We start from the raw sequence: 25,999 nt of genomic DNA, 5'->3' as shown, positions 1-25,999 counted from the left end.
CTCTGGGACGAGACTCGCGGGGTCCGGGGCGGAGCCCCGATCCTTTCAGCCCCGCCGGCGTTTGAGGCGCGGGGTCCGGGGCGGAGCCCCGCGGCCGGGGAACGGGTCAGCCGCCGCCCAGTAGGGACTCCAGCGCCGACACCGGGTCACGGCCCGGCTCCCCGCGGGGCCACCACTCGCCCCGCCCGGGATCGGACTCGTACCCGTACCACCAGCCGTCGCGGCCCAGCCGGAGCTGGACGGACGCCGTCGACAGATGGTTGCGGTGGGGGCGGAAGTCCGGGTGGCCCACGGCAAGGAGGGCGGGGCGGGCGCGGTCGAAGGGGCCCGCCGGCGGGTCCCACTCCTCCTCCAGGACCGAGAGGCCCTCAAGACCGCCCTGGCGCCAGGCGGCGACCGCACGCGCCAGGTCGGTGGGCGTACGCCCGGTGCCGCGGGACAGCGACGCGTACAGCGCGCGGGTCGCCGCCGTGAGGCCCGAACCGGGGTGGGCCGCGGCGAGCCGGACCGCGTCCTGCCACGGGGAGAGCGGGGCGATCGGATCGGCACCGGTGGTGAGCAGCGCGTGGGCGCGGACACCCGCCTCCGTGGCGAGCAGGTCGAGCGCGAGCGGGTCGGGGGCGTCCGGCGCCTGCGGGTAGGAGGGCGGGCGCTCGGGATACCGCGGGGCCGGGAACTCCGGTGGAAGTGGCGGCAGTTGACCGCCCCGCACGCCCGCGTACGCGTCCTTCGCCGGGAGCGAGTCGAGCTCGGGGGCCCGCGCCTTGGACCGCTCCTCCGCCTCGTGCACCGAGCTGCGCCGGGTCAGCTCCCGCAGCAGCTCCTGCTCGCCGCGACCGCGCAACAGGAACAGGACAAACGGGTCCTCGTCGAGGATCCGGGCCGTCTGGTAGCAGAGCGCCGCCGCGTGCTTGCAGGGGTGGCCGCGGTCCGGGCAGGTGCACTCGGGGGTGATGTCGTCGACCGTGGGCAGCAGATCGGCGGCCGCCGCCAGCGCGTGCGGCACGTCCTTGTCCAGGAGCGACGCCAGGTGCTCGGGGCGGGCCGCGGCCGTGCCCAGGAAGCGGTCCCACGCCTCCTCCGGCAGGGTGCGCAGGCGCAGTTCGGCCCGGTAGGGGCGGGGGCGCGAGCCGTGCACGTAGGCGACGACGCGGCCCGGGGTGACCGTGATCGCGTCGACGTGGCCACGGTCCGCGTAGGCGCGACCGCGGGCGAGGCGGCCCTGGTCGAGGGCCGAGTCCTCCAGGGCGTCCACCCAGGCGTTGCCCCACCACGTCAGGGCGAAGCTGCCGCCCGGCTCTGCGCGCGGCGGCAGCGGCGGGAACGTGCGGCGCGCGTCGAGGTGCCGGGCCCGCGCCTGCTCGTCGGCGCCCGCGCGCCCCGGCACGTGCGGCCGGTGCGTCCTGGTGGGCCTGCGCGTCGGGCTCATCGCGTCGCCTCCCTGCGCAGCGTCACGAGGTCCGTGAGCTCCCGGTCGGTCAGCTCGGTGAGCGCCGCCTCGCCGGTGCCGAGCACCGCGTCCGCCAACGCCCGCTTGGTGGCGAGCAGTTCGGCGATCCGGTCCTCCACCGTGCCCTCGGTGATGAGCCGGTGGACCTGCACCGGCTGGGTCTGCCCGATGCGGTACGCACGGTCCGTGGCCTGCTCCTCCACGGCCGGGTTCCACCAGCGGTCGAAGTGGATCACGTGCCCCGCGCGCGTGAGGTTGAGTCCGGTGCCGGCCGCCTTCAGGGAGAGCAGGAAGACGGGCACCTCGCCGGACTGGAAACGGTCGACCATGCGCTCCCGCTCGACGATCGTGCTACCGCCGTGCAGAAGCTGGCTGGGAATGCCGCGGGTGGTCAGGTGCGTGGCGAGCAGCTTGGCCATGGCCACGTACTGGGTGAAGACGAGCACCGAGCGGTCCTCGGCCACGATCGTGTCCAACAGCTCGTCCAGGAGGGCGAGTTTTCCGGAGCGGCCCGCCAGGCGCGGCCGGGAACCGTCGCCCTGGCCCTCCTTGAGGTACTGCGCCGGGTGGTTGCAGATCTGCTTCAGCGACGTCAGCAGCTTCATGATCAGGCCGCGCCGGCCGATGCCCTCGGCCTCCTCGATCTGCGCCATCGACTCGCGCACCACGGCCTCGTAGAGCGACACCTGCTCGCGGGTGAGCGGCGCGGGGTGGTCGGACTCGGTCTTCGGGGGCAGTTCCGGGACGATGCCGGGGTCGGACTTCCTGCGGCGCAGGATGAACGGGCGCACCAGCCGGGCGAGGCGCTCGATCGCCTCCGGGTTCGTCCCGCCCTGGCCCTGCAGCGGGACCTCGCCCTCGACCACGCGCGCGTGCCGGGCGCGGAACGCCTTGAGCGGACCGAGCAGCCCGGGTGTCGTCCAGTCGAGCAGGGCCCACAGCTCGGACAGGTCGTTCTCCACCGGAGTGCCGGTGAGCGCCACGCGCGCGGGCGTCCCGATCGTGCGCAACGCCTTCGCCGTCGCCGAGTTGGGGTTCTTCACGTGCTGCGCCTCGTCGGCCACGACCATGCCCCAGGTGTGTCCCGCGAGTTCGCCAGCGCGGGTGCGCAGGGTGCCGTACGTGGTGAGGACGAAGCCGCCCTCGACGCCGGTCAGCTGGCGGTCCACGCCGTGGAAACGGCGCACCGGGACGCCGGGGGCGAACCGCTCGATCTCCCGCTGCCAGTTGCCGAGCAGCGACGCCGGGCAGACGACGAGCGTGGGCGCGGGCCGGGCACGGCGCAGGTGCAGCGCGATGAGCGTGACGGTCTTGCCGAGGCCCATGTCGTCGGCGAGGCAGCCGCCGAGGCCGAGCGAGGTCATGAGGTCGAGCCAGGCCAGGCCGCGCAGTTGGTAGTCGCGCAGCGTCGCATGCAGGCCCTCGGGCGGCTCGACCGTGTCGATGCCCCGGGTGAGCCGGTCGCGCAGCTCGGCGAGGCGGCCCGCGGGCACGGCCGCGACCCGCTCCCCGTCGATCTCGGCCTCGCCGGTCAGCGCGACCGCCAACGCGTCGACGGGCTCGAGTAGGCCCAACTCCCGCTTGCGGGCCTTGCGTACGAGATCGGGGTCGACGACCACCCACTGGTCGCGCAGCCGCACCACCGCGCGGTGCGACTCGGCGAGCAGGTCCATCTCGCGCTCGGTCAACGGGTCCCCGTCGAGCGCCACCTGCCAGTTGAACTTCAGCAGTTCGTCGCTGTCGAAGAACGGCGTCCCGTCGGTCGCCGAGCCGGGCGCGGCCTGCGCGCGCACCACGGCGGTCGCGGTGAGGGAGCGGGCGATGTCGCGCGGCCAGTGCAGGGTGACGCCAGCCTTGGCGAGGCGCGCCGCGCCGGGCCCGAGCAGATCCGTCAGCTCACCGTCGGACAGGGCGAGCACGTCCGGCACGTCCTGCTCCAGGAGGCGGCCGAGCGGCGGCCAGGCGAGCGCGGCCCGGCGCACCGCGAGGACCGCGTCGATCCGGGCGCGCGGCCCGAAGTGCTCACCGGCCTCCCCGGCCCACAGTCCGGCGGCGTCGACCACGCGCGTGGGGTCGGCGAGGCTGTGCACCTGGACGATGGCGGCGCCCGCGCGGCGTGCGCCCACGCCTTCCTCGGACCCCGACTCCGGCTCTTCCTCCCCGTCGAATTCGTCCCCGTCGAACAATGCGGCCTGCGACAGGTCGAGCCGCAGCGACACCTTCACGCCCGCGTCGAGACCGGCCGCCGCCTCGACTGCCCAGGGACGGGCCCGCGGAATGTGCTGGGCGGCCGCGGCAGCGAACGGCGCGCCCGCCGCGTGCGCCGCGGCCGGGGTACGCGGCAGCGCGTCCGCCACCGCGTCGAGCAGCGCCCGCACCAGTGCCTCCGGCTGCGGGACCCGCAGCGGTTTGCTCCCCGGCACCGGCGTCGCGTACCCCTCGGGCGGCAGGGCGGCGGCGATGCCCCGCACCTGCGCCACGTCGTCCTCGTCGAGCGGGCCCGCGCGCCACGCGTCGTGGTCGGAGGCGGTGAGGCCCGGCAGCAGGCGGCCCCGCGCCACCAGGTGCAGGGCGTGCGCCGCGGCCGCACCCCAGGCGGCCGCCGCCGGGTGGGCGCCCCGGGTGCGGCGGGCCCGCAGCAGCAGCGGCAGCGCGTCGAGGACCGGCAGCACGAGGGCGGGAACCTTGTGGCTGCGCACAGTGGAGCCGTGCGACCGCACGAGGGTCAGCTCGCCGTCGGCCCCCGCAAGGCCCGACCAGCCCGCCCAGTCCGATCCGCCCTGCCCGTTCGGAGTGTCCGGCGCGTCCGGGGACCAGAAGGCGATCCGCCCCGCGCGGGGCAGCGGATCGGGCAGGAAGACGGCGGCGGCGCTCAGCGGGACACCCGACAGCTCCGGCACGCTCACGCCACCTCCCTTCCATCTCTCCGCTCAGGCCTCGATGACCCCTAAGACCTTACGGGGCGGGTCTGACAATCCTTGATCCCATGCCCAGTGCGCAGCGTCCGGTCCCTGTTGCCCGCTCCCCGGTGCCCGGCGGCCCATGCGGACTGCCCGGACCGGCCCGGTCCGACCCTCCCGCCGGGCCCGTACGCCCCCGCCCGGAGACAATGGACATGCCTCTGCCCACCTCCAAGCGAACAGGCGCGAACCTTGGGTGATCTGCTTCTCGTCCGGCACGGCGAGACCGAATGGGCCCTGACCGGGCAGCACACCGGCCTCACGGACATCCCGCTGACCGAAAACGGCCGGGAGGAGGCGCGCCGCGTCGCGCCCCTCGTCGGCAGTTACCACGTGGGGGCGGTCTTCGTGAGCCCCCTCCAGCGCACCCGCGAGACCGCCGAGCTCGCCGGCCTCACGCGCTACACCGTCGATTCGGACCTGCACGAGTGGGACTACGGCGCGTACGAGGGCGTCACCACACGGGAGATCCAGCGCACCCGGCCCGACTGGTACCTCTTCGACGACGGGGTGCCGCCGGGGCCGCCCGAGCATCCCGGTGAGACGCCGGAGGAGGTGGGCGAGCGGGCCGACCGGATGCTCTCCAAGGTCGACGCGGCGCTCTCCAACTACGAAGGCAGCGTCGTCCTCGTGTCGCACAGCCACTTCCTGCGCGTCCTGACCGCGCGGCGCCTCGGCCTGCCGCCGTCGGGCGGCTCGCACTTCCTGCTGTCGACGGGCACGGTCAGCCGCCTCACCTTCGAGCACGGCAGACCGGTGATCTCCGGCTGGAACCTGCGGCCCTGAGCCCAGCCGCCCGCTCGCCCCGGCCCGTTGTCATACCCGTCGTGCACCATCGACTGGAGATGGAGAACCACCGGCCGGGGAGCCCGGCCGGTGGACAGGTCGAGGGAGCACCGGACGGGAGGCACGCCGTGACCAGACCGCCGACTGCCGCGCAGCGCCGCATCATCGAGGCCGCCGATCCGGAGACCGGCCGGGTCTCCGGCAGCCCGGCCCAGCTGGCCCGGCTCGTCGTGCTGAAGCTGGCGTTCCGGCACCCGCGTCCCCCGCACGACCACTTCCTGACACCCGCGGGGCACCGGGTGCGCGAGGCCGGGGACGAGCCACCGGCCGCCGAGCCACCCGGTGAACCGTCCGCGCCAGGTGGCCCGTTCGCCGCTCGGCTCGGCGGCGAGCAGGAGGCCGACACGGGCCCCGCGCGGGCGCGCGAAGTACGGACGGCGTGGCAGGGCCTGTTGGAGATACGCCGGATGACCAACCCGGACGGCGCGACGGACCGGCCGTGCGCCTGGGAGCGGGGCCGCCTCGCATCCTCCGCAGCGCTCGCCCTGGAAGCGGCGGGCTGCGCTCCGGCCGGCGGGACCTCGCCCGGTTACCGCGTGCGCGACACCCCGCAGCCGGAGGCCGTCGCCGTACAGGATCCGGAGCCGGACGGGCTTGCGGCGTGCGCGGAGGCGCTGCGGGAAGCGGGCTGGCAGGTGAGCGAGCACGCGCAGCCGCGCGGCGGGGCCCGCTACCTCCTGGCGTCGCCCAGACGTGCGTAACGCACCTCACGGCGGCCGGAATCCCCTCCCCCGCCCGACTGTTGGCATGATCGGCGCAACGCCCCCCATCGAGAGGAACGTCGTGGCAGAGCAGTTTTCCGTGCCGGTCGAGGTGCGCGGGTACGAGATCGACGTCAACGGACACCTCAACCAGGCCGTCTATCTGCAGTACGCGGAGCACGCGCGCTGGTCGTTCCTGCAGCACGCAGGACTCGACGACAAGGCGCTGCTCGGCCGCGGCGTCGGTCCGGTCGTCCTGGAGACGAACATCCGCTATCTGCGGGAGCTGCGCGCGGGCGAGGTCGTCGACGTGAGCTGCGCCTTCGAGTTCGGCGACGGCAAGGTGTTCCACGTCCACCAGAAGATCCGCAAGGCGGACGGCACGGTGGCGGCCGAGGTGTCCGCGGTGAGCGGCGTCATGGACCTCACCGAACGCAAGCTGGTGAAGAACCCGGGGAAGATCTTCAAGGAGCTGGCCTCCGCCCCGGCCGTCCTCGGCCTCTGACCGGCGCTACGAGGCCGACGGCTACCGTCCGACACCGCCGTTCGGCCCGTTCCGCGCCTACGACGACAGCCGCTTCTACGCCAAGTCGCTCGCGCTGCCCGGACGTTGAGGCGGCCTGGCCCGGCAGTGGGGGCGGCGTCACCCCCTTGCCCCGTATCCCGAAGATCGCTACGGTCCCCGTCGACCCGGTTTTCTACGCGCGTCAACCTCGTGCTCAGCACCGGCCGAACGTCCCCTACGCGAGAGGCCCCGCCCATGCAGTTGCGCCACAAGTCCCTGCTCTCCGCCGCCTTGGTGACCCTGGCCCTCGCCGCGCCGGCCCGCGCGGACGCCCCGGCGGACACCGCGCCGCAGACCGGCGGTTGGCAGCAGGTCGGCGACGACGCCACCTCCGGGGTCAGCGGGCTCGCGCTCTCCGGCAAGGCCGCGGCGGATGGCGCCGTGGACGCCCTCGTCGTCCACGACAACAAGAAGCCCGGACAGTCGCGGATCAGCCGCGTCACCTTCCACCCGTCGGCGCCGAAGGACACGAAGGTCACCCCGGCCGCGTGGGACGGCATGGAGCCCAAGGACCTGGAGGCGATCGAGGCGGTGCCGGGCACGGACGGCGAGTTCATGGCGCTGGCCAGCAGGGGCCTGGTGTACCGGCTGCACGTCGACGGGAACACCGCGCGGGTGCTCGACCTGACGCCGCTGCCCGCGATCCCCGAGGGCGCGGACTTCGAAGGCTTCGCACTCGGCACGGCGCACGGGAAGACGGTCGCGGTGTGGGCGGACCGGGGCGCGGGCGCAGACCGCCCGGCGACGGTGTTCGCCTCCCCGTTCTCCTTCAACGAGTACGGGGAGGCGGAGTTCGGGAGCGTACGCAAGGCGGCGTTCCGCGCGGCCTATCCGAAGGGGGATGTGCGGCACGTCTCCGACATATCCATCGCCAAGTCCGGCCGGGTCATGGTGAGTTCGGCCTCGGACGCCGGGGACGACGGGCCGTTCGCCTCGGCGGTGAGCGAGGCGGGACGGGTGTCGCTGAACGCCTCGGGCAGCTCGGCGGCGCTGCGGATCGCCGCGCCGCGGAGCGCGCCGGACAGGTTCGACGGCCGCAAGATCGAGGCGGTGGAGTGCCTGCCGGGCGCGGGCGGCCGGGCGCTGCTCGGTACGGACGACGAGAATCTGGGCGGATACCTGAAGTCGGCACCGGTGTGCGGCGGTTGAGACGCGGGCGGGGGTGGCGCCGTCGGCCGCGCCACCCCCGCCGCGTAGCTCAGTGCGCCCCTGCCGCCGTCGGCTCGGTGCGCTGGCTCGCGATGTCGCCGCCCGACTCCATCGGATGCGTAACGTCGTCGGCGTCGCGCCCCTTGCCGATGTGGTTGAACAGCAGGTTCAGGACGACCGCCGCGACACAACCCGTCGAGATGCCCGAGTCCAGGATGATCTTCGCGTTCTCCGGGAACGCGTGGTAGAACTCCGGCACCGCGATCGGGATCAGGCCCACGGCGAGCGAGACGGCGACGATGAGGACGTTGTTGTCCTTGTCCAGGTTGGCCTTGACCAGGGTCTGGATACCGCTGGCCGCGACCGAGCCGAACAGCACGACGCCGGCGCCGCCGAGCACCGGGCGCGGCACGACGGCGATCAGCGAGGCCGCCATCGGGCACAGGCCCATCAGGACGAGGAAGCCACCGCCGACCGCGACCACGAACCGGCTGCGGATCTTCGTCATCGCGACGAGACCGATGTTCTGGGCGAACGCACTGCACATGAAGCCGTTGAACAGCGGGCTGATGGCGGTGCCGAGGGTGTCGGCGCGCAGACCGGCCGCGATCGTCTTCTCGTCGGCCGGGCGCTCGACGATCTCACCGAGGGCGAGCATGTCGGCGGTCGACTCGGTCATCGAGACGACCATGACGACGATCATCGAGACGATGGCCGCGCCCGCGAACTGCGGGGCGCCGAAGTGGAACGGGGTCGGGAAGCCGACGATGTCCGCCTCGCCGACCGGCGAGAAGTCCGTGACGCCGAACGGGATCGCGATCACCGTGCCGATCACCAGGCCGAGCAGGACCGCGATCTGCTTGACGAAGCCCGCCGTGAAGCGGCGGATGATCAGCACGATCACGAGCGTGATGCCCGCGAGCGCCAGGTTCTTCATCGAGCCGTAGTCCGGCGCCTTGGCGTCGGGCCCCTGTGCCCAGCCGAACGCGACCGGCATCAGCGAGACACCGATGAGCGTGATGACCGTGCCGGTGACGACCGGTGGGAAGAAGCGGACCAGCTTGGAGAAGAAGGGTGCGGCTATGAAGCCGAGCACACCCGCGACGATCACCGCGCCGAAGATGATCGGCAGCGCGTCGTCCTTGTCCTTCGTCGAGCCGACGACGGCGAGCATCGGGGCGACGCCCGCGAAGGTCACGCCGTTCACGAACGGCAGCCGGGCGCCGATCTTCCAGATGCCGAGCGTCTGAAGGAAGGTCGCGAGTCCCGCCGTGAACAGGCAGGCGCCCGTCAAGAACGTCAGTTCCTTCGGGCTGAGGCCGATCGCCGCGCCGACGATGAGCGGGGGCGCGACCACGCCCGCGTACATCGCCGCCACGTGCTGGAGGCCGGTCGTCGCCATCTTCAGCGGTGGCAACTTCTCGTCGACCGGATGTTTGGTATGCCCCGCACGCGCCTCTTCGGGCTCGTCGGGGGTGGTGCCTTGCTTGGTGAACCTGGGCTTCGTCGCCACTGCGGCTCCTCCGGTTGTTTTCCAGCCCCGGCAGGCCGCCGGCGCTTTTCGCTTCTGGGAGGTGGTGCAAGGTGCAAGGTCGTACTGGTGGTGCTGCGGTATTCAGTTGTTGTGCGCCCAGGTACTACTGCCGCCCCGGGAACGTGAAGCTTTGGGCCACGTTCCCGGGGCGGCACTCGAGCAGCCCGCTCGGCAGCTCGAGCCCCCGGTCAGGGGCCGTCCCCCCTGACCGGAGTCTCAACAACTCAGCTCTCGGCGGTGATCCGCGCGAGCCGCTGCGCCTCCGCACGCGTGGAGCGTGCGATGGCGTCCTCGTCGACGTGCAGCAGGCGGCTGTCCTCGACCACCGGCTTGCCGTTCACGAGGGAGAGGGTGACCGGTGCGGCCGCGCCGAAGACGAGCGCGGTCACCGGGTCGGCGATCGATGCGTGGGCGAGGGTGTCCATCTTCCACAGCACCAGGTCGGCCAGCTTGCCGGCTTCGAGCGACCCGATCTGGGTTGCCCTGCCGAGGACTTGGGCGCCTCCGTACGTCCCGAGGCGCAGCGCCTGACGGGCGTTCAGGGCCGCCTCGCGGTGCGCGCCGAGGCGGTTGATGAGGAGGGCGTTGCGCAGTTCCGTGTGCAGTTCGCCCGACTCGTTGGAGGCGGTGCCGTCGACGCCGAGGCCGACCGGCACGCCGGCCGCCAGCATGTCGGGTACGCGGGCAATTCCCGCCGCCAGCCGGGCATTTGACGACGGGCAGTGCGCCACACCCGTCTTCGTACGCCCGAACGCGGCGATGTCGGAGTCGTTCATGTGGACGCTGTGCGCCATCCACACGTCCTCGCCGAGCCAGCCCGTCGACTCGAAGTAGTCGGTCGGGCCCATGCCGAACAGCTCGTGGCAGAACTTCTCCTCCTCGACCGTCTCGCTGCCGTGGGTGTGCAGCCGCACCCCGAGGCGGCGCGCCAACTCGGCGCCCTGCTTGAGGAGTTCGGTGGAGACGGAGAACGGCGAGCAGGGGGCCACGGCCACCTGCGTCATCGCGTCGAAGGAGTCGTCGTGGTGCTTCTTGACGGTCTCCTCGGTCGCGGCGAGCGCGCCGTCGAGGGTCTCGACGGCGAAGTCGGGCGGAAGGCCGCCGTCCTTCTCGCTGCGGTCCATGGAGCCGCGCGCCAGGGTGAAGCGCACGCCTGTCTCGGAGGCGGCCCGGATGATCGATCCGGAGAGGTCGCCCGAGCCCTGCGGGAACACGTAGTGATGGTCCATGGCGGTGGTGACACCGCCGCGGGCCATCATCGCGAGTGAGCCCTGCGCCGCCGCGTATGTCATCTGCTCGTCGATGCGCGCCCACGTCGGATACAGCGCCACCAGCCAGTTGAACAGGTTGTGGTCCGTCGCCAGGCCACGGGTGATCCACTGGTAGAAGTGGTGGTGCGTGTTGACGAGGCCGGGCGTGGCCAGGTGGCCGGTGCCGTCGATGCGTCGGACCACGTTCTCGAGGCCCTCGGGCGCGGGGCCCGCGCCGATGGACTCGATCTTGTTGTCCGCCACGACGATGTGGCCCGAGGCGTGCTCGGTGTCGTGCGCGTCGACCGTCGCGATGGCGACGTTCTCGATGACGATGCGGTTTGCCGTGGCAGGAGCCATGGTGCTGCTTCCTTCAGTCGGTGTGACGTGTGGGCACGGCAGGACCCTAGGAAGATTTGAGTGCCGCGGCAGGTGCGCCACGGGTGCCGAGATGGTGGAAGAAAAGGTTCAGCGAGACGGCGACGAGCGCGCCGGCGCTGATTCCGGAGCCGAGCACGGTCTGCGCCCAGGCCGGGAAGTCCGCGTAGAAGCTCGGTGCGGCGAGCGGGATGATGCCCGCGCCGAGCGAGACCGCCACCAGGATGATGTTGGAGCTGTCGTCGAGGCCCGCTTCGGAGAGCGTACGGATGCCGCTGACGGCGATCGAGCCGAACAGCACGATGCCCGCGCCGCCCAGGACCGGCATGGGGACCAGGGAGACGACCGCGCCGAGCATCGGGAAGATGCCGAGGATCAGGAGGGTGCCGCCCGCGACGGCGACGACGTAGCGGCTGCGCACCTTGGTCAGCGAGACGACGCCGACGTTCTGGGCGAACGCCGAGGTCGGCAGGCCGCCGAAGATCGGTCCGAGGAAGGTGGCGATGCCGTCGGTGCGCAGCCCCCGGGTGATGGTCTTCCCGTCGCACTCGCGCTCGCAGATCTCACCGATGGCCAGCATGCCGGCGCTCGACTCGGTCATCAGGACGAGCATGACGAGGCAGAGCGAGATGATCGCGGCGGGCTGGAACTCGGGGGCGCCGAAGGCGAACGGCGTCGGGAGCGCGGCCACGGGCGCCGACTTCAACGAAGAGAAGTCCGCCATGCCGAACGGGATCGCGGCGAGTGTTCCGATCAACATGCCGAAGAGCAGGGCGACTTGCTTGACGAAGCCCGTGGCGAAGCGCTGGATCAGCAGGATGACGACGAGCGTGAAGGCGGCGAGGGCGAGGTAGCGCATGTCGCCGTAGTCGGCGGCGGTCTTGTCGCCGCCCTGGGCCCAGCCGACGGGCACGGGCATCAGGGTCACACCGATGAGGGTGATGACGACGCCGGTGACGAGCGGCGGGAAGAACCTCAGCAGCCGGCCGAAGAACGGGCCGATCGCGAGACAGAAGACGCCCGCGACCATAACTGCCCCGTAAATGGCGGGGAGTTGGTCGCCTTTGGCGTTCGTCTCGGCGATGGCGAGCATCGGTGCGATGCCCGCGGAGGACGCGGCGTTGACGAAGGGCAGCCGGTTGCCGACGAAGCCCTTGACGCCGAGCGTCTGGAGCAGGGTGGCCACACCCGCGATGAGCAGCGAGGCGGCGATCAGCCGGGTCTGGCCCGCGGTGTCGAGGCGGACGGCCTGGCCGATGATGAGCGGCGGGGTGACGACGCCGGCGTACATGGCGGCGATGTGCTGGAGTGCGGCGGGCGCGAGCCGCGACGGGTGGAGCTTTTCGTCCACCGGGTGCACCTGCGATGCGGTGCTCTCCGATGGGGTGGAACACGGGCCCTCGGCTTCAGCCGGCCCCTTTGCTGGCACTGCCATTGCTTTATGTTCCCTCCGGGTGCTGCGCGCCCCTGCCTACTGCGGGTGGGAAGGGGCGCGCTGCCGCGTCAACTACGCACAGAGCGTCAGAGGTTGGTCATGTCGACCGGGATGCGCTGGTCCGCGCCGTCCCTGAGGATGGTGGCCTCGATCAGGCCGTAGGGGCGGTCGGCGGCCCAGTACACGGCGCCGTCCTTCGCCTCGTTCTCCAGGCCGAAGGCCGAGAGGTCCTGCCGGAAGTGGTGCTTGTTCGGCGCGGAGAAGCGGATCTCGTCGATCTCGCTGCGGTTGTTGATGACGCGCGAACCCATCTGGAAGAGGGTCTGCTGCAGCGACAGCGAGTACGTCTCGACGAAGGCCTGGAGGATGTGCTTCTTCGACTGCTCGTACGACTTGTTCCAGTTGGGCGTGCGCTCGTCGTCGACGCCCGTCCAGTTGTGCCGCCACCAGGTCGACAGCGACGTCGCGAGGATGCGGTCGTAGTCCTCCTTGAGCGTCGTGTACTTGTCCTTGATGTAGCCCCAGAACTCGGAGTTCGTGGTGTTCATCACGGTCAAGTCCTTGAGCCCGGACAGGACTTCGAACTTCTCGCCGTCGTACGTGACCTGAACGAGCCGCGTCTCCTGGCCCTTGCGGACGAAGGAGTGCTTGACCTCGTCGGCGCCGATGAACTTGGAGCCCGCGTCGGAGCCGGCGATGCGCTCCCACGAGTACTCCTCGATGCGGATGCGCGCCCGGTGGATGGACGGCTGGCTCTCGACGAAGTGCCGGGCGAGCTCGATCCCGTACTGCTCCGCCGACTCGATGCCGTGTTCCTTGGCGAAGGCGAAGCAGGTGTTCTTGGTGGTGTCCGTCGGCAGGCAGTTGGCGTTCGACCCGGTGAGGTGCACGTCGTCGAGGTCACCGCTGAGGGCGACCGAGACGTTCAGGTCCTTGATGTGGTGGGTGTCGCCGTCCCGCGTGATCTTTACGACTCGGTTCTCGGCCTTGCCGTACTGGTTGTGACCCAGGATCGTGGGCATGTCTGCTAGCTCCCTCGGTAAACGGAGTAGCCGAACGGGTTGAGCAGCAGCGGCACGTGGTAGTGCTCGCCCGGCTTGACGGCGAACGTGATCGCCACCTCCGGGAAGAACGCTCCGGTCGTGTCGCTGTCCCGATTCGCGGGGGCGTCCTGCGTCGCATCGGCTTGCTGGTTGGCGGACTTCTTGTCGAAGTACGCCTCGGTCTCGAAGTCGAGGCGTACGTGGGTGGTGCCCTCCGGCAGCGCCGGCAGGTCCTTGCAGCGCCCGTCCGCGTCGGTGGCACTGCCGCCGAGCGCCTGCCACTCGGCGCCCGAACCGGCGCGCGCGGCAAGGGAGATGGCGACGCCCTCGGCGGGGCGTCCGATGCTGGTGTCCAGAATGTGCGTGGACACCGATGCCGTGGTCTCGGTGCTCATCAGGCGTTCGCTTCCTGTTCTTACGGTGCTTCTACGATGCGGGTCAGGCGGATGCGGTTGATCTTCCCCAGTTCGGTGCGGACGATCTCCCGCTCCTCCTCGGCCGTGTGGCCGATCCGGTCCTTGAGCGCATCGAGCATCTGCTCCGCGGTCGCGCCGGTGGCGCAGATGAGGAAGACATGACCGAACCTGTCCTGGTACGCCAGGTTGAGCTCGAGCATCTCCTTCTTGAGCTCCTCGGAGGCCCCCGCCATGCCGCGCTGCTCACGCGAGGACGTCGGGTCGCCGGGCTTCGGGCGGCCGATCGGCGGGTGCCCCGCCATCGCCTCGTCGAGGTCGTCCGCGGTCAGCTCGGCCATCGCGGCGTCACTGGCGGTGAAGAGGGTCTCTGCGGAAGCGAAGGGGCGCTGGGCGAGAAGCTTGCTCCCCCACGCCGATGAAGCACACACCTCGTGGAGCTCGGCCTGGGCCGCGCTCTCGTCCGAGGTGTTGAACCGGGTCAGACCCGGCGTGGAACCTGAAGTCACGGGGTGCCTCCGTGGCCTTGTGCTGGACGGGCTGCAGATAGCTAACGCCCCCGGAAACATCACGTCAACACTTTGTTGAAAACTCGGAGTTACAAAAAACCGCCGTCCGGATATCGGACGGCGGCGTGGAGGCGGGCGCCTGGCTCGGTATCGTCCCAGGTCAGGGGGTCTTGTCCCGGTTGAGATAGTTGTAGACGGTGAAGCGGGAAACGCCGAGGGCGCCGGCCACGGTCTCCACACCGTGCCGCACGGAGAACGCTCCGCGCGCTTCCAGGAGCCGTACCGCCTCCTGCTTCTGCTTGCGGTCGAGCGCGGACAGCGGCATCCCCTTGGTGCGCTCCATGGCGGCCAGGATGTGGTCGAGCGAGTCCGCCAGCTGGGGCAGGCGCACGGCCACGACATCGGCCCCCTGCCACGCCAGCACGACGTCGTCGGGGCCCGCGCCGTCCGGCGGCACCATCTCCCCGCCCATGGCGTCGACCAGTGGCTTCACCGCCGTGATGAAGGCGTCCCCGGTGTCGTTCACGCGTCGTCACCCTTCCCCTGGGGGTCCCCCACCACGTTGACCTGCAGCGAGATGCGCGTCGCCCCGCTTTCGAGGCTGCTGCGCAGCAGGGCGTCGACCGCGGTCAGGACCTCGTCCGCACCGCCCTCCGCCGTGTTGCCGAACGGCCCCACGTCGACCTCGTCGAGATCGGCCGCCTCGATGACCCGGCGCGCCGCGAGCGCGTGCTCGGGGGCCTCCTCCAGGTCGAAGGGCTCCGTCGTGAACTCCACTCTCAATCGCACGCGTTCAACCTAACGTGCGCGGGGCGGTCACCGGGAGCCACCGTGGGGATCAGAGCGGAGGTCAGGTCGGGGATCAAGGTGCGGGGCATGTGCTGCTCGCGCTCTCGTAGGTCCGGTAGAGCGGCGTTGCGCGTCCTGCGGGCTGCCCTTGCGCAGCTGGGCGTTGGAGGGCGGCACCTTGAACAGGTACGGGTTCTCCATGTCGGTGGCGCTCAGCGCGGCGCTGACGGCCGGGGTCCGCCCATCTCCCCCAACTCCCGTGACCGGCAACGGGCGTTCACCTTCCCCGAACTTCACGGCCAAACACGTGTCACGCACCGGTTTCTTGAGGCCCGGACGAACGCGAGGGCGGGGCGAAAATCGACGACCCCCCCTTGACAGCCGCGAGCCCTTGCAGGCAATCTTCCATCAAGTAGAAACGAACTTCCGCAATACGGAATCACCGGGTGGCTCGCACCCGGCCCCGTACCGGACACCGACCGGAAGGGAGCGCCGACCCTGATGGGCTTCGCTGACCAGCGCTTCAACGTCAACCTGTCGATCCTCTTCACCGAGCTCCCGCTCCTGGAGCGCCCCGCGGCCGCCGCCGCGGCGGGCTTCACCGCGGTCGAGCTCTGGTGGCCCTGGGTCGACGCCCCCACCCCCGAGCAGTCCGAGCTCGACGCGCTGCGCGCCGCGATCAACGACGCGGGCGTCCAGCTCACCGGCCTGAACTTCTACGCGGGTCAGCTGCCGGGCCCGGACCGGGGCGCCCTGTCGATCCCCGGCGAGGAGAGCGAGAAGTTCCGCGCGAACATCGACGTCGCGGCCGACTTCGCGCAGTCCCTCGGCTGCACGGCGCTCAACGCGCTGTACGGCAACCGCGTCGACGGCACCTCGGAGCAGGAGCAGGACGAACTCGCCCTGGAGAACCTGGTGTTGGCGGCCCGCGCGGCCGACCGCGTCGGCGCCGTGCTGCTGATCGAGGCGCTCAACGCGCCCGAGTCGCCGAAGTGCCCGATCGTCAGCGCCCCGAAGGCGATCGAGATCGTGGACAAGGTGAACGCGGCGACCGGCCTCGGCAACGCCAAGTTCCTGATGGACCTGTACCACCTGTCCATGAACGGCGAGGACCTGACGGCGATCATCAGCTCCTACACCGACAAGACGGCGCACGTGCAGATCGCCGACAACCCGGGCCGCGGCGCTCCGGGCACCGGCTCGCTGCCGCTGGAAGACCTGCTCGACCAGCTGAAGAAGGCCGGCTACGAGGGCTACGTGGGCCTGGAGTACAAGCCGGGCGACGCCCCGAGCGCCGAGGCCTTCGACTGGCTGCCGCGCGAACACCGCGCGGCCTGAGCCGAGCCTCCGGCGGACGCGCGGCGGACGCCAACTCATAGACGTATCAACGCTGTTACGGCTACAGCGTTGCAGCTAGAGCCTTAGGAGCAACCCTCATGAGCAACAACCTCCCCAAGGTCGCGTGGATCGGTCTCGGCATCATGGGCTCCCCCATGTCGGAGAACCTGATCAAGGCCGGTTACGACGTCACGGGCTTCACCCTGGAGCAGGACAAGCTGGACCGTCTCACGACCGCGGGCGGCACCGCCGCCAAGTCGATCGCCGAGGCCGTCAAGGACGCCGATGTCGTCGTGACGATGGTTCCGGCCTCCCCGCAGGTCGAGGCGATCGCCTACGGTCCCGACGGGATCCTGGAGAACGCGAAGAGCGGCGCGCTGCTCGTCGACATGTCCTCGATCACCCCGCAGACTTCGGTCGACCTCGCAAAGGCCGCCAAGGACAAGGGAATTCGCGTCCTGGACGCCCCCGTCTCCGGTGGCGAGGCCGGCGCGATCGAGGCCGTCCTGTCCATCATGGTCGGCGGTGAGCAGGCCGAGTTCGACGAGGCCAAGCCGCTGCTCGACGCGCTCGGCAAGACCATCGTGCTGTGCGGTCCGCACGGCTCGGGCCAGACCGTGAAGGCCGCCAACCAGCTGATCGTCGCCGTGAACATCCAGGCGTGCGCCGAGGCCGTGGTCTTCCTGGAGAAGTCCGGCGTCGACCTGAAGGCGGCCCTGGACGTCCTGAACGGCGGCCTCGCCGGCTCCACCGTGCTGACCCGCAAGAAGGACAACTTCCTGAACCGGGACTTCAAGCCGGGCTTCCGCATCGACCTGCACCACAAGGACATGGGCATCGTCACCGACGCCGCCCGCAATGTCGGTGCCGCGCTGCCCGTCGGCGCCACGGTCGCCCAGCTGGTCGCCTCGCTGCGCACCCAGGGCGACGGCGGCCTCGACCACTCGGCGCTGCTGCGCGCGGTGGAGCGCCTGTCGGGCAACGACGTGGCGTAACGCCCAAGACTTCCGGGCCGTGGCGGCGCTGACACCTGTCCTGTCGCGCCCAGGCGCCGCCGCGGCCCGGAACCACATTCGCGTACCCATAACTTCAACAAACTGTTGACGTAGCTGTTCAGAGGTCCTTACGCTCCGAACACCTCAGCAGTCACAGCACGGAAGGTCACGATGTCGAAGCGCGTGCTTACGACCGAGTCCGGCGCCCCCGTCGCCGACAACCAGAACTCCGCCACCGCCGGCGTCGGTGGCCCGCTCCTGCTCCAGGACCAGCACCTCCTGGAGAAGCTCGCCCGCTTCAACCGCGAGCGCATCCCGGAGCGCGTGGTGCACGCCCGTGGCTCCGGCGCCTATGGCTACTTCGAGGTGACGGACGACGTCACCGACTACACGTACGCCGACTTCCTGAACTCGGTCGGCAAGCGCACCGAGGTCTTCCTGCGCTTCTCGACCGTGGCGGACAACCTCGGTGGCGCGGACGCCGTCCGTGACCCGCGCGGCTTCGCGCTCAAGTTCTACACCGAAGAGGGCAATTACGACCTCGTCGGCAACAACACCCCGGTCTTCTTCATCAAGGACCCGCTGAAGTTCCCCGACTTCATCCACTCCCAGAAGCGCGACCCGTTCACGGGCAAGCAGGAGCCGGAGAACGTCTGGGACTTCTGGGCGCACGCCCCCGAGGCCACGCACCAGATCACCTGGCTGATGGGCGACCGCGGCATCCCGGCGTCCTACCGCCACATGAACGGCTACGGTTCGCACACCTACCAGTGGACGAACGACAAGGGCGAGGCCTTCTTCGTCAAGTACCACTTCAAGACGAACCAGGGCATCCGCAGCCTGTCGGCCGAGCAGGGCGCCGAGCTCGCGGGCAAGGACCCGAACTCGCACCAGACGGACCTGCTCCAGGCCATCGAGCGCGGCATCAACCCGTCCTGGACCGTGCACGTCCAGCTCATGCCGGCGGCCGACGCGGCGGACTACCGCTTCAACCCGTTCGACCTCACCAAGGTGTGGCCGCACAAGGACTACCCGCTGCAGCGCGTGGGCCGCCTGGTCCTGGACCGCAACCCCGACAACGTCTTCGCCGAGGTCGAGCAGGCCGCCTTCTCCCCGAACAACTTCGTTCCGGGCATCGGCCCCTCCCCCGACAAGATGCTGCAGGGCCGCCTGTTCGCGTACGCGGACGCGCACCGCTACCGCCTGGGCGTCAACCACACCCAGCTCGCGGTCAACTCCCCCAAGGCCACGGCCGCGAACAACTACGGCCGCGACGGCGCCATGGCCACGAACGCCTACGCCCGCGCCCACAAGAACTACGAGCCGAACTCCTTCGACGGCCCCGCCGAGACCGGCCGCCCGCTGGCCGCGCCGCTCGCGATCAACGGCCACACGGGCACGCACGAGGCGCCGGCCCACACGAAGGACGACGACTTCTTCCAGGCGGGCGAGCTGTACCGCCTGATGTCGGAGGACGAGAAGGGACGCCTGGTCGCGAACATCGCGGGCGGCCTCTCCCAGGTCTCGCGCGACGACATCGTCGAGAAGAACCTGGCCCACTTCCACGCCGCCGACGCCGACTACGGCAAGCGCGTGGAGGAGGCGGTCCGCGCCCTGCGCGAGGACTGACCTCTTCGGGCTGGGCCCCCAGACTGCGTACGAGGGTTGGCGGGAGGTCTTCCCCCGTACGCAATGGCCCGTGGCGTTCGCGTGACCCGGATGAGGGGTGGCCACGGGAACGGCTACGGGAGGACGAGGACCGCGGCGGCTTGTGCAGCGTACGAGCCAGTGCGGTGGTAATGGTTCCTCCGCTCCCCTTTCGACCTGAGGGAGGGGAACGGGCGAACCGTCGTACGACAGCCGCCGCGGTCCCAGCCAATTCCCTTACGGGGCAAGCCCGTTGGGGTTTCGGTTTCCCCGATCTCCGTCCGGTGGCGCGCATGCATGTTCCGCCAGTCGCGCGCCGTCGGACGGCAACAACTCCCCCTCCCACGGCATCCCGAACCAGAGCCCCGGATACGACGGTCCGTATCCGGGGCTCTTCGCCTGCGTACGGCAGGGACTTACGGCAGGGACTTACGGCAGGAGCCGGGCAGGCGTCACCTCCTGCGTATGAACGACGACGTCGAACCAGCTCGCGAGCGACCCACCCGACAGGTGATGGTCCTCATCATTACGGGGGTCGTAGAACGGTCCGATCAACCGCGTACGGGTCGGGGCATCCAGGAAGCGGCGGACCTGCGCGGGGCGCGGGAGGCCCAGATCCAGGAGGTACCCGGCCCGGTTCCCGGCGGCGCTGCCAAGCAGACTGTCCACGAAATCCGCGCTCGGAGCAGGCAGGGCCTGCGCAAGAGAACCGTGCGCAAGCGACCCCTGCGCCATGGTCAGCCCGACGGACCGGTAGTCCTCACCCAGCAATTCACGCAGGTATCCACCCATGTTCCGGTGCGTCTGCGGGGGCTCGGAGGGGGACACGGTGCGCGGGTCGCCGACGGCCGTGTGGGCCATGCCGCCCCAGTAGACGACCTTGTCGCCACTGTGCCGCTGCCACCAGGCCGCACCGTCGGCGAGTTCGCGTTCCAGTCCGGCCAGGCCGTCGAGTCGCGTGGGGTGGCGCACCGGTTCCACGAGGGGCCGCGCGAAACGTACCGGGTCACCCGGGTGACGCTCGTTGTAGGACCGCATCCAGCGGACGAGTTCGAGGATCCCGGCGGTCCGCAAGAACGACCGCGCCTCGGCCAGCAGAACACGCGGGTCCCCTTCACCGGTGGCGACGTAGGCGTCCAGGCCCAGCCGGCCGGGGTCGTCGCCCTCCAGGGCCAGACTCCGGAACCCCTCCTCCTCCACCAGCAGCCGCACGATGCGGTGTGCCACGTCGGCCAGTTCGCGCGTCTGCCGGGCGGCGGCTCCCAGCGCCACGATCTTGGCGTCGCGCACCAGCGGGGCGAGCGGCCGCAGTTCGTCCAACGGTTCGTCGGGCTTCCTGGACGTGAGCGAGTGCGAGTACCTCTCGATCCACTCGCCGGCCGTCGCCATCGCCGTAGCCGTAGCCGTCTCCATGGGCCTGCCCTTCCCCTCCAAGCTCCGCCTCTTGCGGACCACTTGAGGAGATCGTCCAACCTCAAGATTGCTTGAGGTCAAGCGTGGCGCCGGCGCTTCGCCTTGAGTGGAAGGGTGCTAGGCAAGGCCGCACACGGTGCCGGGCACCACAACGGAACGCCGCCGACCTCGACACGGATCCGGCCCTCCCCGGAGGGGGCGGGCGGGTGGGAGACGAGCGGGTGTCGGCGCAGCCGGAGCGTGGGCCGGCGCAGCGCACCGGCGACGCAGACGCCAACCCCGGCACAGGACCAGAACCCCGGTGTCACGCACCCACCGCCACAGACGCCAACCGCGGCACGGCTCCAGAACCCCGCCCCCGCGCATCGATGACGGCAGGCGTCCACTCCGGCAAAGCCCCGGTGCCGCACACCGATCACGTAAAGCGCCCACCCCGGCGAAGCCCCCGGCCCCGCGCAACAAACCCACCCGCACAACCAAGCGCGGGCCGCCGGTTCGCGTGGAACCGGCGGCCCGCCCAGGGGCGTACGACTCAGACCTTCAGCGGCCGGATGGCCGTCGGTGCGTGGCCCGGCTCCGTGGCCAGCTCCTCGAACTCCTTGACCGCGCTGATGTCCGCGGTCGGGCTCATGGAGATGTTCGTGATCCGCTCCAGGATCGCCTCGACGACGACCGGGACCTGGAACTCCTGGGCCATCTTCTTGGCCTGCTCGAAGGCCGTACCCAGCTCGTTCGGGTCCGTCACCCGGATCGCCTTGCAGCCGAGCCCCTCGGCCACCTTGACGTGGTCGACACCGTAGACACCCAGCTCGGGGCTGTTCTGGTTCTCGAACTCCAGGTTGACCTGGAAGTTGATGTCGAGGCCGATCTGAGCCTGGCGGATCAGGCCCAAGTAGGCGTTGTTCACCAGGACATGGACGTACGGGATGCGGTGCTGCGCCCCGACCGCCAGCTCCTCGATCATGAACTGGAAGTCGTAGTCGCCGGAGAGGGCGACCACCTGCGTGTCCGGGTCGGCCTTGGAGACGCCGAGCGCGGCCGGGATGGTCCAGCCGAGCGGCCCCGCCTGGCCGCAGTTGATCCAGTGCCGCGGCTTGTAGACGTGCAGCATCTGCGCGCCCGCGATCTGCGACAGACCGATGGTCGTCACGTACCGCGTGTCCTTGCCGAACGCCTTGTTCATCTCCTCGTAGACGCGCTGCGGCTTCATGGGGATGTCGTCGAAGTGCGTACGACGCTGCAGCGTGGACTTGCGCTCCAGGTGCGAGGCGACCCACGCGGAGCGGTCCGGCAGCTTGCCCGCGGCCTTCAGCTCCTTCGCGACCTCGACGAAGAGCTCGAGCGCGACCTTCGCGTCGGAGGCGATCCCGTAGTCCGGCGCGAAGATCTTGCCGATCTGCGTCGGCTCGATGTCGACGTGCACGAACTTGCGCTCGCCCTGGTAGACGTCGAGCTTGTACCCGGTGTGCCGGTTGGCCCACCGGTTGCCGATACCGAGGACGAAGTCCGACTCCAGGAACGTGGCGTTGCCGTACCGGTGACCGGTCTGCTGGCCCACCATGCCCGCGTTCAGCTCGTGGTCGTCGGGGATCGTGCCCCAGCCCATCAGCGTAGGAATGACAGGCGTGTTGGTGACCTCGGCGAACTCGACGAGCAGCTCGCTCGCGTCCGCGTTGATGATGCCGCCGCCCGCGACGATCAGCGGCCGCTCGGACTCGACGAGGAGCTTGACCGCCTTCTCGATCTGCGCGCGGCTCGCGGCCGGCTTGTAGACCGGCAGCGGCTCGTACGTCTCCGGGTCGAACTCGATCTCCGTCTGCTGGACGTCGATCGGCAGGTCGATGAGGACCGGACCCGGACGGCCCGAACGCATCAGGTGGAAGGCCTGCTGGAAGATGCCCGGGACCTGCGCGGCCTCCAGGACCGTCACCGCCATCTTCGCGACCGGCTTGGCGATCGAGGCGATGTCGACGGCCTGGAAGTCCTCCTTGTGCAGCAGGTGACTCGGCGCCTGACCCGTGATGCACAGGATCGGGATCGAGTCGCCCGTGGCGGAGTACAGGCCGGTGATCATGTCGGTCCCCGCGGGACCCGAAGTGCCGATGCAGACACCGATGTTGCCCGGGTTGGCCCGGGTGTAGCCCTCGGCCATGTGCGAGGCGCCCTCGACGTGACGGGCGAGCGTGTGGTCGATGCCACCGCTCTCCTTGAGCTCCTTGTAGAAGGGGTTGATGGCGGCACCGGGCACGCCGAACGCATTGCTGACGCCCTCGCGCTTGAGGATCTCAACGGCCGCGCGGGCGGCGGTCATTCGAGCCATGAGTGCTCCCGACTCCTGCTGTGACTGTGTACGGCTGTGCAGCTGTACAACTACGGCTACGGCTGTGGCTGTCGGATTCGCGCTCCCGTCGCGCCCCGCGGCGAGCTCTGAATTCCGTCGCCTAGTCCCGCGCTCGCTTCCCGATCGATCTCTCGATCACTTTCACGATGCGGAAACTAGGTTCTGCTATATGGAAGCAATGTAGAGGGGCGCTTTGGAGGCCGTCAAGGTGGATGATGAGACAGACGTCGATCCGTTTCCGGGGCAGGACCGAGGGGGAGTTGCCATGGCCGAGCCCACCCACCTGCGCTGCCCCACCTGCCGGCGCGAGCATCTGTACGCACCCCAGGCCCTGCCCTGCGCCTGTGGCGCGCCCGTCGCGCCGCCGATGGTGCGCGGCGCGGCTCCCGTCCCCGTCTCCGAGCGCACCTGGGACGACGACTGGGTGACGCTGCGCTGCCCCATGTGCGGGCGGCACGACCGGTGGCCCCGGCCGGAGCTGGGCTGCGCCTGCGGCTCGGTGCTGCGCGTCCCGGTCCACGACGACCAGGCGCCCGCGCCCGCCCACATCCCGCTGCCGCGCACGGCCGCGCCCCCGCGCCCCGCGTTCCAGCCCGTCGCCATCCGCACCGCGCGCGACGCCGTGACGGCCGTGGCGCTGTATCTGCGCTGGCTCGGCTACGACGACGTACGCAGGGCCGACCAGCGCCCGCCCTCCGGCATCGGGCTCGCGGCGCGCGGGGTCGTCGTCCAGGTCGAGCCGTCGGTGCGGCCCGCGACGCTGCGCGACGTGGAGTGCCTGTGGCTGCAGTCGATGACGGAGTCCGCGGCCTGCGCCTATTTCTCGCTGGCCGGTTACGCGGACGAGGCCAGCACCCGCGCCGACGCCCTCGGCGTCCCGCTGTTCGTCCTCGACCTCGCCGGGGTTCCGCAGCCGGTGAACAGCCCGGCGGACGAGCTGATCGCGGGCGGGGCGTAAGCACGTAGGCGCGCGATACATAGACGCACGACACGTAGGCGCGCCGCACATAGGCACCCGGCACATAATTCCGGTGACCCGGCGCCCCCACCTCGGCATACTCTCCGGGTGATCATTCGTAGCGCCGAGCCCGCCGACCTCCCCCGCCTCCAGGCGATCGAGACGGCCGCGGGCGAGATCTTCCGTACGGTCGGCATGGACGCGATCGCCGACGACGCGCCACCCACGATTGCCGAACTGGAGCGGTTCCGGCGGGCGGGGCACGCCTGGGTCGCGGCCGAGGACACCGGGACCGAGGACACCGGGACCGTGGTCGCCTACCTGGTCGCCGAGGCCGTCGACGGCGCCTTCCACATCGAGCAGGTCACCGTGCACCCGGACGCCGCCCGCCGCGGCGTGGGTCAGACCCTGATCGCGTGCGCCGCCGACTGCGCGCGCGACCAGGGCCTGACCGGCCTCACCCTGACCACGTTCGCCGACGTTCCGTGGAACGCCCCGTACTACGAGCGCCTCGGTTTCCGCCGGCTCTCCGGGGCCGAGCTCACACCGGGGCTGCGCGCGATCCGCGCGGCCGAGGCCGAGCACGGTCTGGACCGGTGGCCCAGGGTGTGCATGCGAAGGGAGCCGTGAGCCCCCCTATTGCGGTTGCCGGTTCTACAACTCCCCGTACCCCTCTCGGAGTTCCACCTTCCGGACCTTCCCGCTGACGGTCATCGGGAACCGTTCGAGAAGACGCAGACGGCTCGGGATTTTGTAGTGCGCGAGCCGGTCGCGACAGAAGGCGCGCACTTCGTCGAGGGTCAGCGCCTCCACGGGGTCGCGCAGGATCACACAGGCGAGCACCTCCTCGCCGTACTTCTCGTGCGGCACGCCCACGACCTGCACGTCGGCGATCTTCGGATGCCCGTAGAGGAACTCCTCGATCTCGCGCGGGGAGATGTTCTCGCCGCCGCGGATGATCATGTCCTTGATGCGCCCGACGATCTGCCCGTAGCCGTCCTCGCGGATGACCGCGAGGTCGCCCGTGTGCATCCACCGGCCGGCGTCGATGACCTCGGCGGTCTTCTCCGGCTCGTCCCAGTAGCCGAGCATGACGCTGTACCCGCGCGTGCACAGCTCACCGGGTTCGCCGCGCGGCAGCGTGACGCCGGTGACCGGGTCGATCACCTTGACCTCGATGTGCGGCAGGACGCGGCCGACGGTGCCGGTGCGGCGCTCCAGGTCGTCGTCGCGGCGCGTCTGCAAGGAGACGGGGGACGTCTCGGTCATGCCGTAACAGATGGAGACCTCGGCCATGTGCATCTCGGCGACGACCCGCTTCATCACCTCGACCGGGCACGGGGAGCCCGCCATGATCCCCGTACGCAGACTGCTCAGGTCGTACGTCGCGAAGTCGGGCAGGTTCAACTCCGCGATGAACATGGTCGGTACGCCGTACAGCGAGGTGCACCGCTCCTGCTGCACGGCGCGCAGGGTGGCGGTCGGCTCGAAGGACGGGCCGGGGATGACGATGCACGCACCGTGCGAGGTGGCGCCGAGGTTCCCCATCACCATGCCGAAGCAGTGATAGAAGGGAACGGGCAGACACACCCGGTCCTGCTCGGTGTAGCCGACCGTCTCCCCCACCCAGTACCCGTTGTTGAGGATGTTGTGGTGGGAGAGCGTGGCGCCCTTCGGGAAGCCGGTCGTGCCGGAGGTGTACTGGAGGTTGACCGGATCGTCGCAGGACAACTCGGCTTCCCGCACCGCCAGTTGGTCATCCGTGACGCCGTCCGCTGCCGCCACCAGGGCGTCCCAGCTGTCCGTTCCGATGAAGACCTGCTCGCGCACCTGCGGGCATTCGGGCGCCACTTGCCGTACCAGTTCGCGATAGTCCGTGCCCTTGTGCTCGGTCGACGAGACAAGGAGCGAGACACCCGACTGCTTGAGCACGAACGCCAACTCGTGTGCCCGGTAGGCGGGGTTGATGTTCACCATGATCGCGCCGATCCGCGCGGTCGCGTACTGCACGAGCACCCACTCGGCGCAGTTGACCGCCCAGATGCCGACACGGTCCCCCTTGGCGATCCCCCGGGCCATCAGCCCGCGCGCCAACCGCCCTACATCGTCGCCGAATTGGGCGTACGTCCAGCGGCGCCCGTCGGCCATGTCGACCAGCGCCTCATTGTCGGGCCAGGCCTCGACGGCCCGCCGCAGGTTGCGGCCGACGGTGTCACCGAGGAGCGGCGCCTCGCTGGTCCCGTGCGTGTACGACAACTCGTACGACAACTCCCCTGATGCGGCGC

General features: G+C 70.5%; 22 protein-coding genes. 9 read left to right on the top strand and 13 right to left on the bottom strand.

Features of this window, described 5'->3' with window-relative positions:
* Positions 1-106: 106 nt before the first annotated feature.
* Both OHA73_RS33280 and OHA73_RS33275 read right to left on the bottom strand, forming a co-directional pair.
* The gene (locus tag OHA73_RS33280) at positions 107-1,429 is read right to left on the bottom strand and encodes an SWIM zinc finger family protein (protein WP_327656881.1); all 1,323 of its coding nucleotides are present in this window, start codon (positions 1,427-1,429) and stop codon (positions 107-109) included.
* Positions 1,426-4,356 (bottom strand): DEAD/DEAH box helicase, encoded by a 2,931-nt coding sequence (locus tag OHA73_RS33275; protein WP_327656880.1) that lies wholly within the window; start codon positions 4,354-4,356, stop codon positions 1,426-1,428. The genes OHA73_RS33280 and OHA73_RS33275 overlap by 4 nt, the downstream gene beginning before the upstream one ends.
* A gap of 246 nt (positions 4,357-4,602) precedes the next feature.
* On the opposite strand from OHA73_RS33275, the gene OHA73_RS33270 reads away from it, so the two are divergent.
* From OHA73_RS33270 to OHA73_RS33255, 4 genes are all read left to right on the top strand, one after another.
* Positions 4,603-5,196, top strand: coding sequence for a histidine phosphatase family protein (locus OHA73_RS33270; RefSeq protein ID WP_267068714.1), 594 nt, complete (start codon positions 4,603-4,605; stop codon positions 5,194-5,196).
* 128 nt (positions 5,197-5,324) lie between these two features.
* A complete protein-coding gene (locus tag OHA73_RS33265; protein WP_327656879.1) occupies positions 5,325-5,957 on the top strand; it encodes a hypothetical protein in 633 nt (210 codons plus the stop codon).
* A gap of 82 nt (positions 5,958-6,039) precedes the next feature.
* Positions 6,040-6,462 carry an acyl-CoA thioesterase gene (locus OHA73_RS33260; protein WP_327656878.1) on the top strand — a complete coding sequence of 141 codons (423 nt, stop codon included), beginning with the start codon at positions 6,040-6,042 and terminating at the stop codon, positions 6,460-6,462.
* Between the two features lie 255 nt (positions 6,463-6,717).
* Positions 6,718-7,671, top strand: coding sequence for a hypothetical protein (locus tag OHA73_RS33255; protein WP_327656877.1), 954 nt, complete (start codon positions 6,718-6,720; stop codon positions 7,669-7,671).
* Between the two features lie 49 nt (positions 7,672-7,720).
* On the opposite strand, the gene OHA73_RS33250 is transcribed toward OHA73_RS33255, so the two are convergent.
* The 8 genes from OHA73_RS33250 to OHA73_RS33215 all read right to left on the bottom strand — a co-directional run bounded on the left by OHA73_RS33250 (position 7,721) and on the right by OHA73_RS33215 (position 15,022).
* A complete protein-coding gene (locus tag OHA73_RS33250) occupies positions 7,721-9,073 on the bottom strand; it encodes a nucleobase:cation symporter-2 family protein (protein WP_266718989.1) in 1,353 nt (450 codons plus the stop codon).
* Between the two features lie 356 nt (positions 9,074-9,429).
* Positions 9,430-10,815, bottom strand: a complete 1,386-nt coding sequence (locus tag OHA73_RS33245) for an 8-oxoguanine deaminase (RefSeq protein ID WP_266715279.1) — start codon at positions 10,813-10,815, stop codon at positions 9,430-9,432.
* Positions 10,816-10,861: 46 nt separating this feature from the next.
* Positions 10,862-12,268 (bottom strand): nucleobase:cation symporter-2 family protein, encoded by a 1,407-nt coding sequence (locus OHA73_RS33240; RefSeq protein WP_267068718.1) that lies wholly within the window; start codon positions 12,266-12,268, stop codon positions 10,862-10,864.
* Positions 12,269-12,354: 86 nt separating this feature from the next.
* On the bottom strand, positions 12,355-13,290 hold the full coding sequence (pucL, locus tag OHA73_RS33235; protein ID WP_266715277.1) for a factor-independent urate hydroxylase: 936 nt from the start codon (positions 13,288-13,290) through the stop codon (positions 12,355-12,357).
* Positions 13,291-13,295: 5 nt separating this feature from the next.
* Complete coding sequence (gene uraH, locus OHA73_RS33230; protein ID WP_266715276.1) at positions 13,296-13,706, bottom strand: hydroxyisourate hydrolase; 411 nt, start codon at positions 13,704-13,706, stop codon at positions 13,296-13,298.
* Between the two features lie 20 nt (positions 13,707-13,726).
* Positions 13,727-14,233 carry a 2-oxo-4-hydroxy-4-carboxy-5-ureidoimidazoline decarboxylase gene (gene uraD, locus OHA73_RS33225; protein ID WP_267068720.1) on the bottom strand — a complete coding sequence of 169 codons (507 nt, stop codon included), beginning with the start codon at positions 14,231-14,233 and terminating at the stop codon, positions 13,727-13,729.
* A 160-nt stretch (positions 14,234-14,393) separates the two neighbouring features.
* Positions 14,394-14,705 carry a helix-turn-helix domain-containing protein gene (locus tag OHA73_RS33220; protein WP_371591162.1) on the bottom strand — a complete coding sequence of 104 codons (312 nt, stop codon included), beginning with the start codon at positions 14,703-14,705 and terminating at the stop codon, positions 14,394-14,396.
* A 50-nt stretch (positions 14,706-14,755) separates the two neighbouring features.
* Positions 14,756-15,022, bottom strand: a complete 267-nt coding sequence (locus OHA73_RS33215; RefSeq protein ID WP_267068721.1) for a hypothetical protein — start codon at positions 15,020-15,022, stop codon at positions 14,756-14,758.
* A gap of 501 nt (positions 15,023-15,523) precedes the next feature.
* On the opposite strand from OHA73_RS33215, the gene OHA73_RS33210 reads away from it, so the two are divergent.
* The 3 genes from OHA73_RS33210 (at position 15,524) to OHA73_RS33200 (ending at position 18,984) form a co-directional block, all read left to right on the top strand.
* The gene (locus tag OHA73_RS33210) at positions 15,524-16,360 is read left to right on the top strand and encodes a TIM barrel protein (protein WP_266715272.1); all 837 of its coding nucleotides are present in this window, start codon (positions 15,524-15,526) and stop codon (positions 16,358-16,360) included.
* A 98-nt stretch (positions 16,361-16,458) separates the two neighbouring features.
* Positions 16,459-17,355 carry a 2-hydroxy-3-oxopropionate reductase gene (locus OHA73_RS33205; RefSeq protein WP_266715271.1) on the top strand — a complete coding sequence of 299 codons (897 nt, stop codon included), beginning with the start codon at positions 16,459-16,461 and terminating at the stop codon, positions 17,353-17,355.
* A 171-nt stretch (positions 17,356-17,526) separates the two neighbouring features.
* The gene (locus OHA73_RS33200; RefSeq protein WP_327656876.1) at positions 17,527-18,984 is read left to right on the top strand and encodes a catalase; all 1,458 of its coding nucleotides are present in this window, start codon (positions 17,527-17,529) and stop codon (positions 18,982-18,984) included.
* A 447-nt stretch (positions 18,985-19,431) separates the two neighbouring features.
* Here the strand turns inward: OHA73_RS33200 and OHA73_RS33195 are convergent, their stop codons facing one another.
* Both OHA73_RS33195 and gcl read right to left on the bottom strand, forming a co-directional pair.
* The gene (locus OHA73_RS33195; RefSeq protein WP_327656875.1) at positions 19,432-20,415 is read right to left on the bottom strand and encodes an erythromycin esterase family protein; all 984 of its coding nucleotides are present in this window, start codon (positions 20,413-20,415) and stop codon (positions 19,432-19,434) included.
* Positions 20,416-20,947: 532 nt separating this feature from the next.
* Complete coding sequence (gene gcl, locus OHA73_RS33190) at positions 20,948-22,735, bottom strand: glyoxylate carboligase (protein WP_266715268.1); 1,788 nt, start codon at positions 22,733-22,735, stop codon at positions 20,948-20,950.
* A gap of 286 nt (positions 22,736-23,021) precedes the next feature.
* Here gcl and OHA73_RS33185 point away from each other — a divergent pair, with 286 nt between their 5' ends.
* Complete coding sequence (locus OHA73_RS33185) at positions 23,022-23,714, top strand: hypothetical protein (RefSeq protein WP_266715267.1); 693 nt, start codon at positions 23,022-23,024, stop codon at positions 23,712-23,714.
* A 108-nt stretch (positions 23,715-23,822) separates the two neighbouring features.
* Positions 23,823-24,344: a GNAT family N-acetyltransferase gene (locus tag OHA73_RS33180; protein WP_327656874.1), complete on the top strand. Its 522-nt coding sequence runs from the start codon at positions 23,823-23,825 to the stop codon at positions 24,342-24,344.
* 24 nt (positions 24,345-24,368) lie between these two features.
* On the opposite strand, the gene OHA73_RS33175 is transcribed toward OHA73_RS33180, so the two are convergent.
* On the bottom strand, positions 24,369-25,982 hold the full coding sequence (locus OHA73_RS33175; RefSeq protein WP_327658573.1) for an AMP-binding protein: 1,614 nt from the start codon (positions 25,980-25,982) through the stop codon (positions 24,369-24,371).
* Positions 25,983-25,999: the final 17 nt, after the last annotated feature.

The organism is Streptomyces sp. NBC_00483 (genome assembly GCF_036013745.1).
Lineage (GTDB): Bacteria > Actinomycetota > Actinomycetes > Streptomycetales > Streptomycetaceae > Streptomyces.
This window is presented reverse-complemented; position numbering and strand designations above follow the sequence as displayed.

Excerpts from the sequence above, each read along its gene's own strand:
- OHA73_RS33280 (WP_327656881.1), bottom strand. The coding sequence starts at position 1,429 with ATGAGCCCGACGCGCAGGCCCACCAGGACGCACCGGCCGCACGTGCCG.
- OHA73_RS33185 (WP_266715267.1), top strand. The coding sequence starts at position 23,022 with ATGGCCGAGCCCACCCACCTGCGCTGCCCCACCTGCCGGCGCGAGCAT.
- OHA73_RS33205 (WP_266715271.1), top strand. The coding sequence starts at position 16,459 with ATGAGCAACAACCTCCCCAAGGTCGCGTGGATCGGTCTCGGCATCATG.
- pucL (WP_266715277.1), bottom strand. The coding sequence starts at position 13,290 with ATGCCCACGATCCTGGGTCACAACCAGTACGGCAAGGCCGAGAACCGA.
- OHA73_RS33200 (WP_327656876.1), top strand. The coding sequence starts at position 17,527 with ATGTCGAAGCGCGTGCTTACGACCGAGTCCGGCGCCCCCGTCGCCGAC.
- OHA73_RS33210 (WP_266715272.1), top strand. The coding sequence starts at position 15,524 with ATGGGCTTCGCTGACCAGCGCTTCAACGTCAACCTGTCGATCCTCTTC.
- gcl (WP_266715268.1), bottom strand. The coding sequence starts at position 22,735 with ATGGCTCGAATGACCGCCGCCCGCGCGGCCGTTGAGATCCTCAAGCGC.
- OHA73_RS33250 (WP_266718989.1), bottom strand. The coding sequence starts at position 9,073 with ATGGCGACGACCGGCCTCCAGCACGTGGCGGCGATGTACGCGGGCGTG.
- OHA73_RS33245 (WP_266715279.1), bottom strand. The coding sequence starts at position 10,815 with ATGGCTCCTGCCACGGCAAACCGCATCGTCATCGAGAACGTCGCCATC.
- OHA73_RS33195 (WP_327656875.1), bottom strand. The coding sequence starts at position 20,415 with ATGGAGACGGCTACGGCTACGGCGATGGCGACGGCCGGCGAGTGGATC.
- OHA73_RS33240 (WP_267068718.1), bottom strand. The coding sequence starts at position 12,268 with ATGGCAGTGCCAGCAAAGGGGCCGGCTGAAGCCGAGGGCCCGTGTTCC.
- OHA73_RS33220 (WP_371591162.1), bottom strand. The coding sequence starts at position 14,705 with ATGGGCGGGGAGATGGTGCCGCCGGACGGCGCGGGCCCCGACGACGTC.
- OHA73_RS33255 (WP_327656877.1), top strand. The coding sequence starts at position 6,718 with ATGCAGTTGCGCCACAAGTCCCTGCTCTCCGCCGCCTTGGTGACCCTG.
- uraH (WP_266715276.1), bottom strand. The coding sequence starts at position 13,706 with ATGAGCACCGAGACCACGGCATCGGTGTCCACGCACATTCTGGACACC.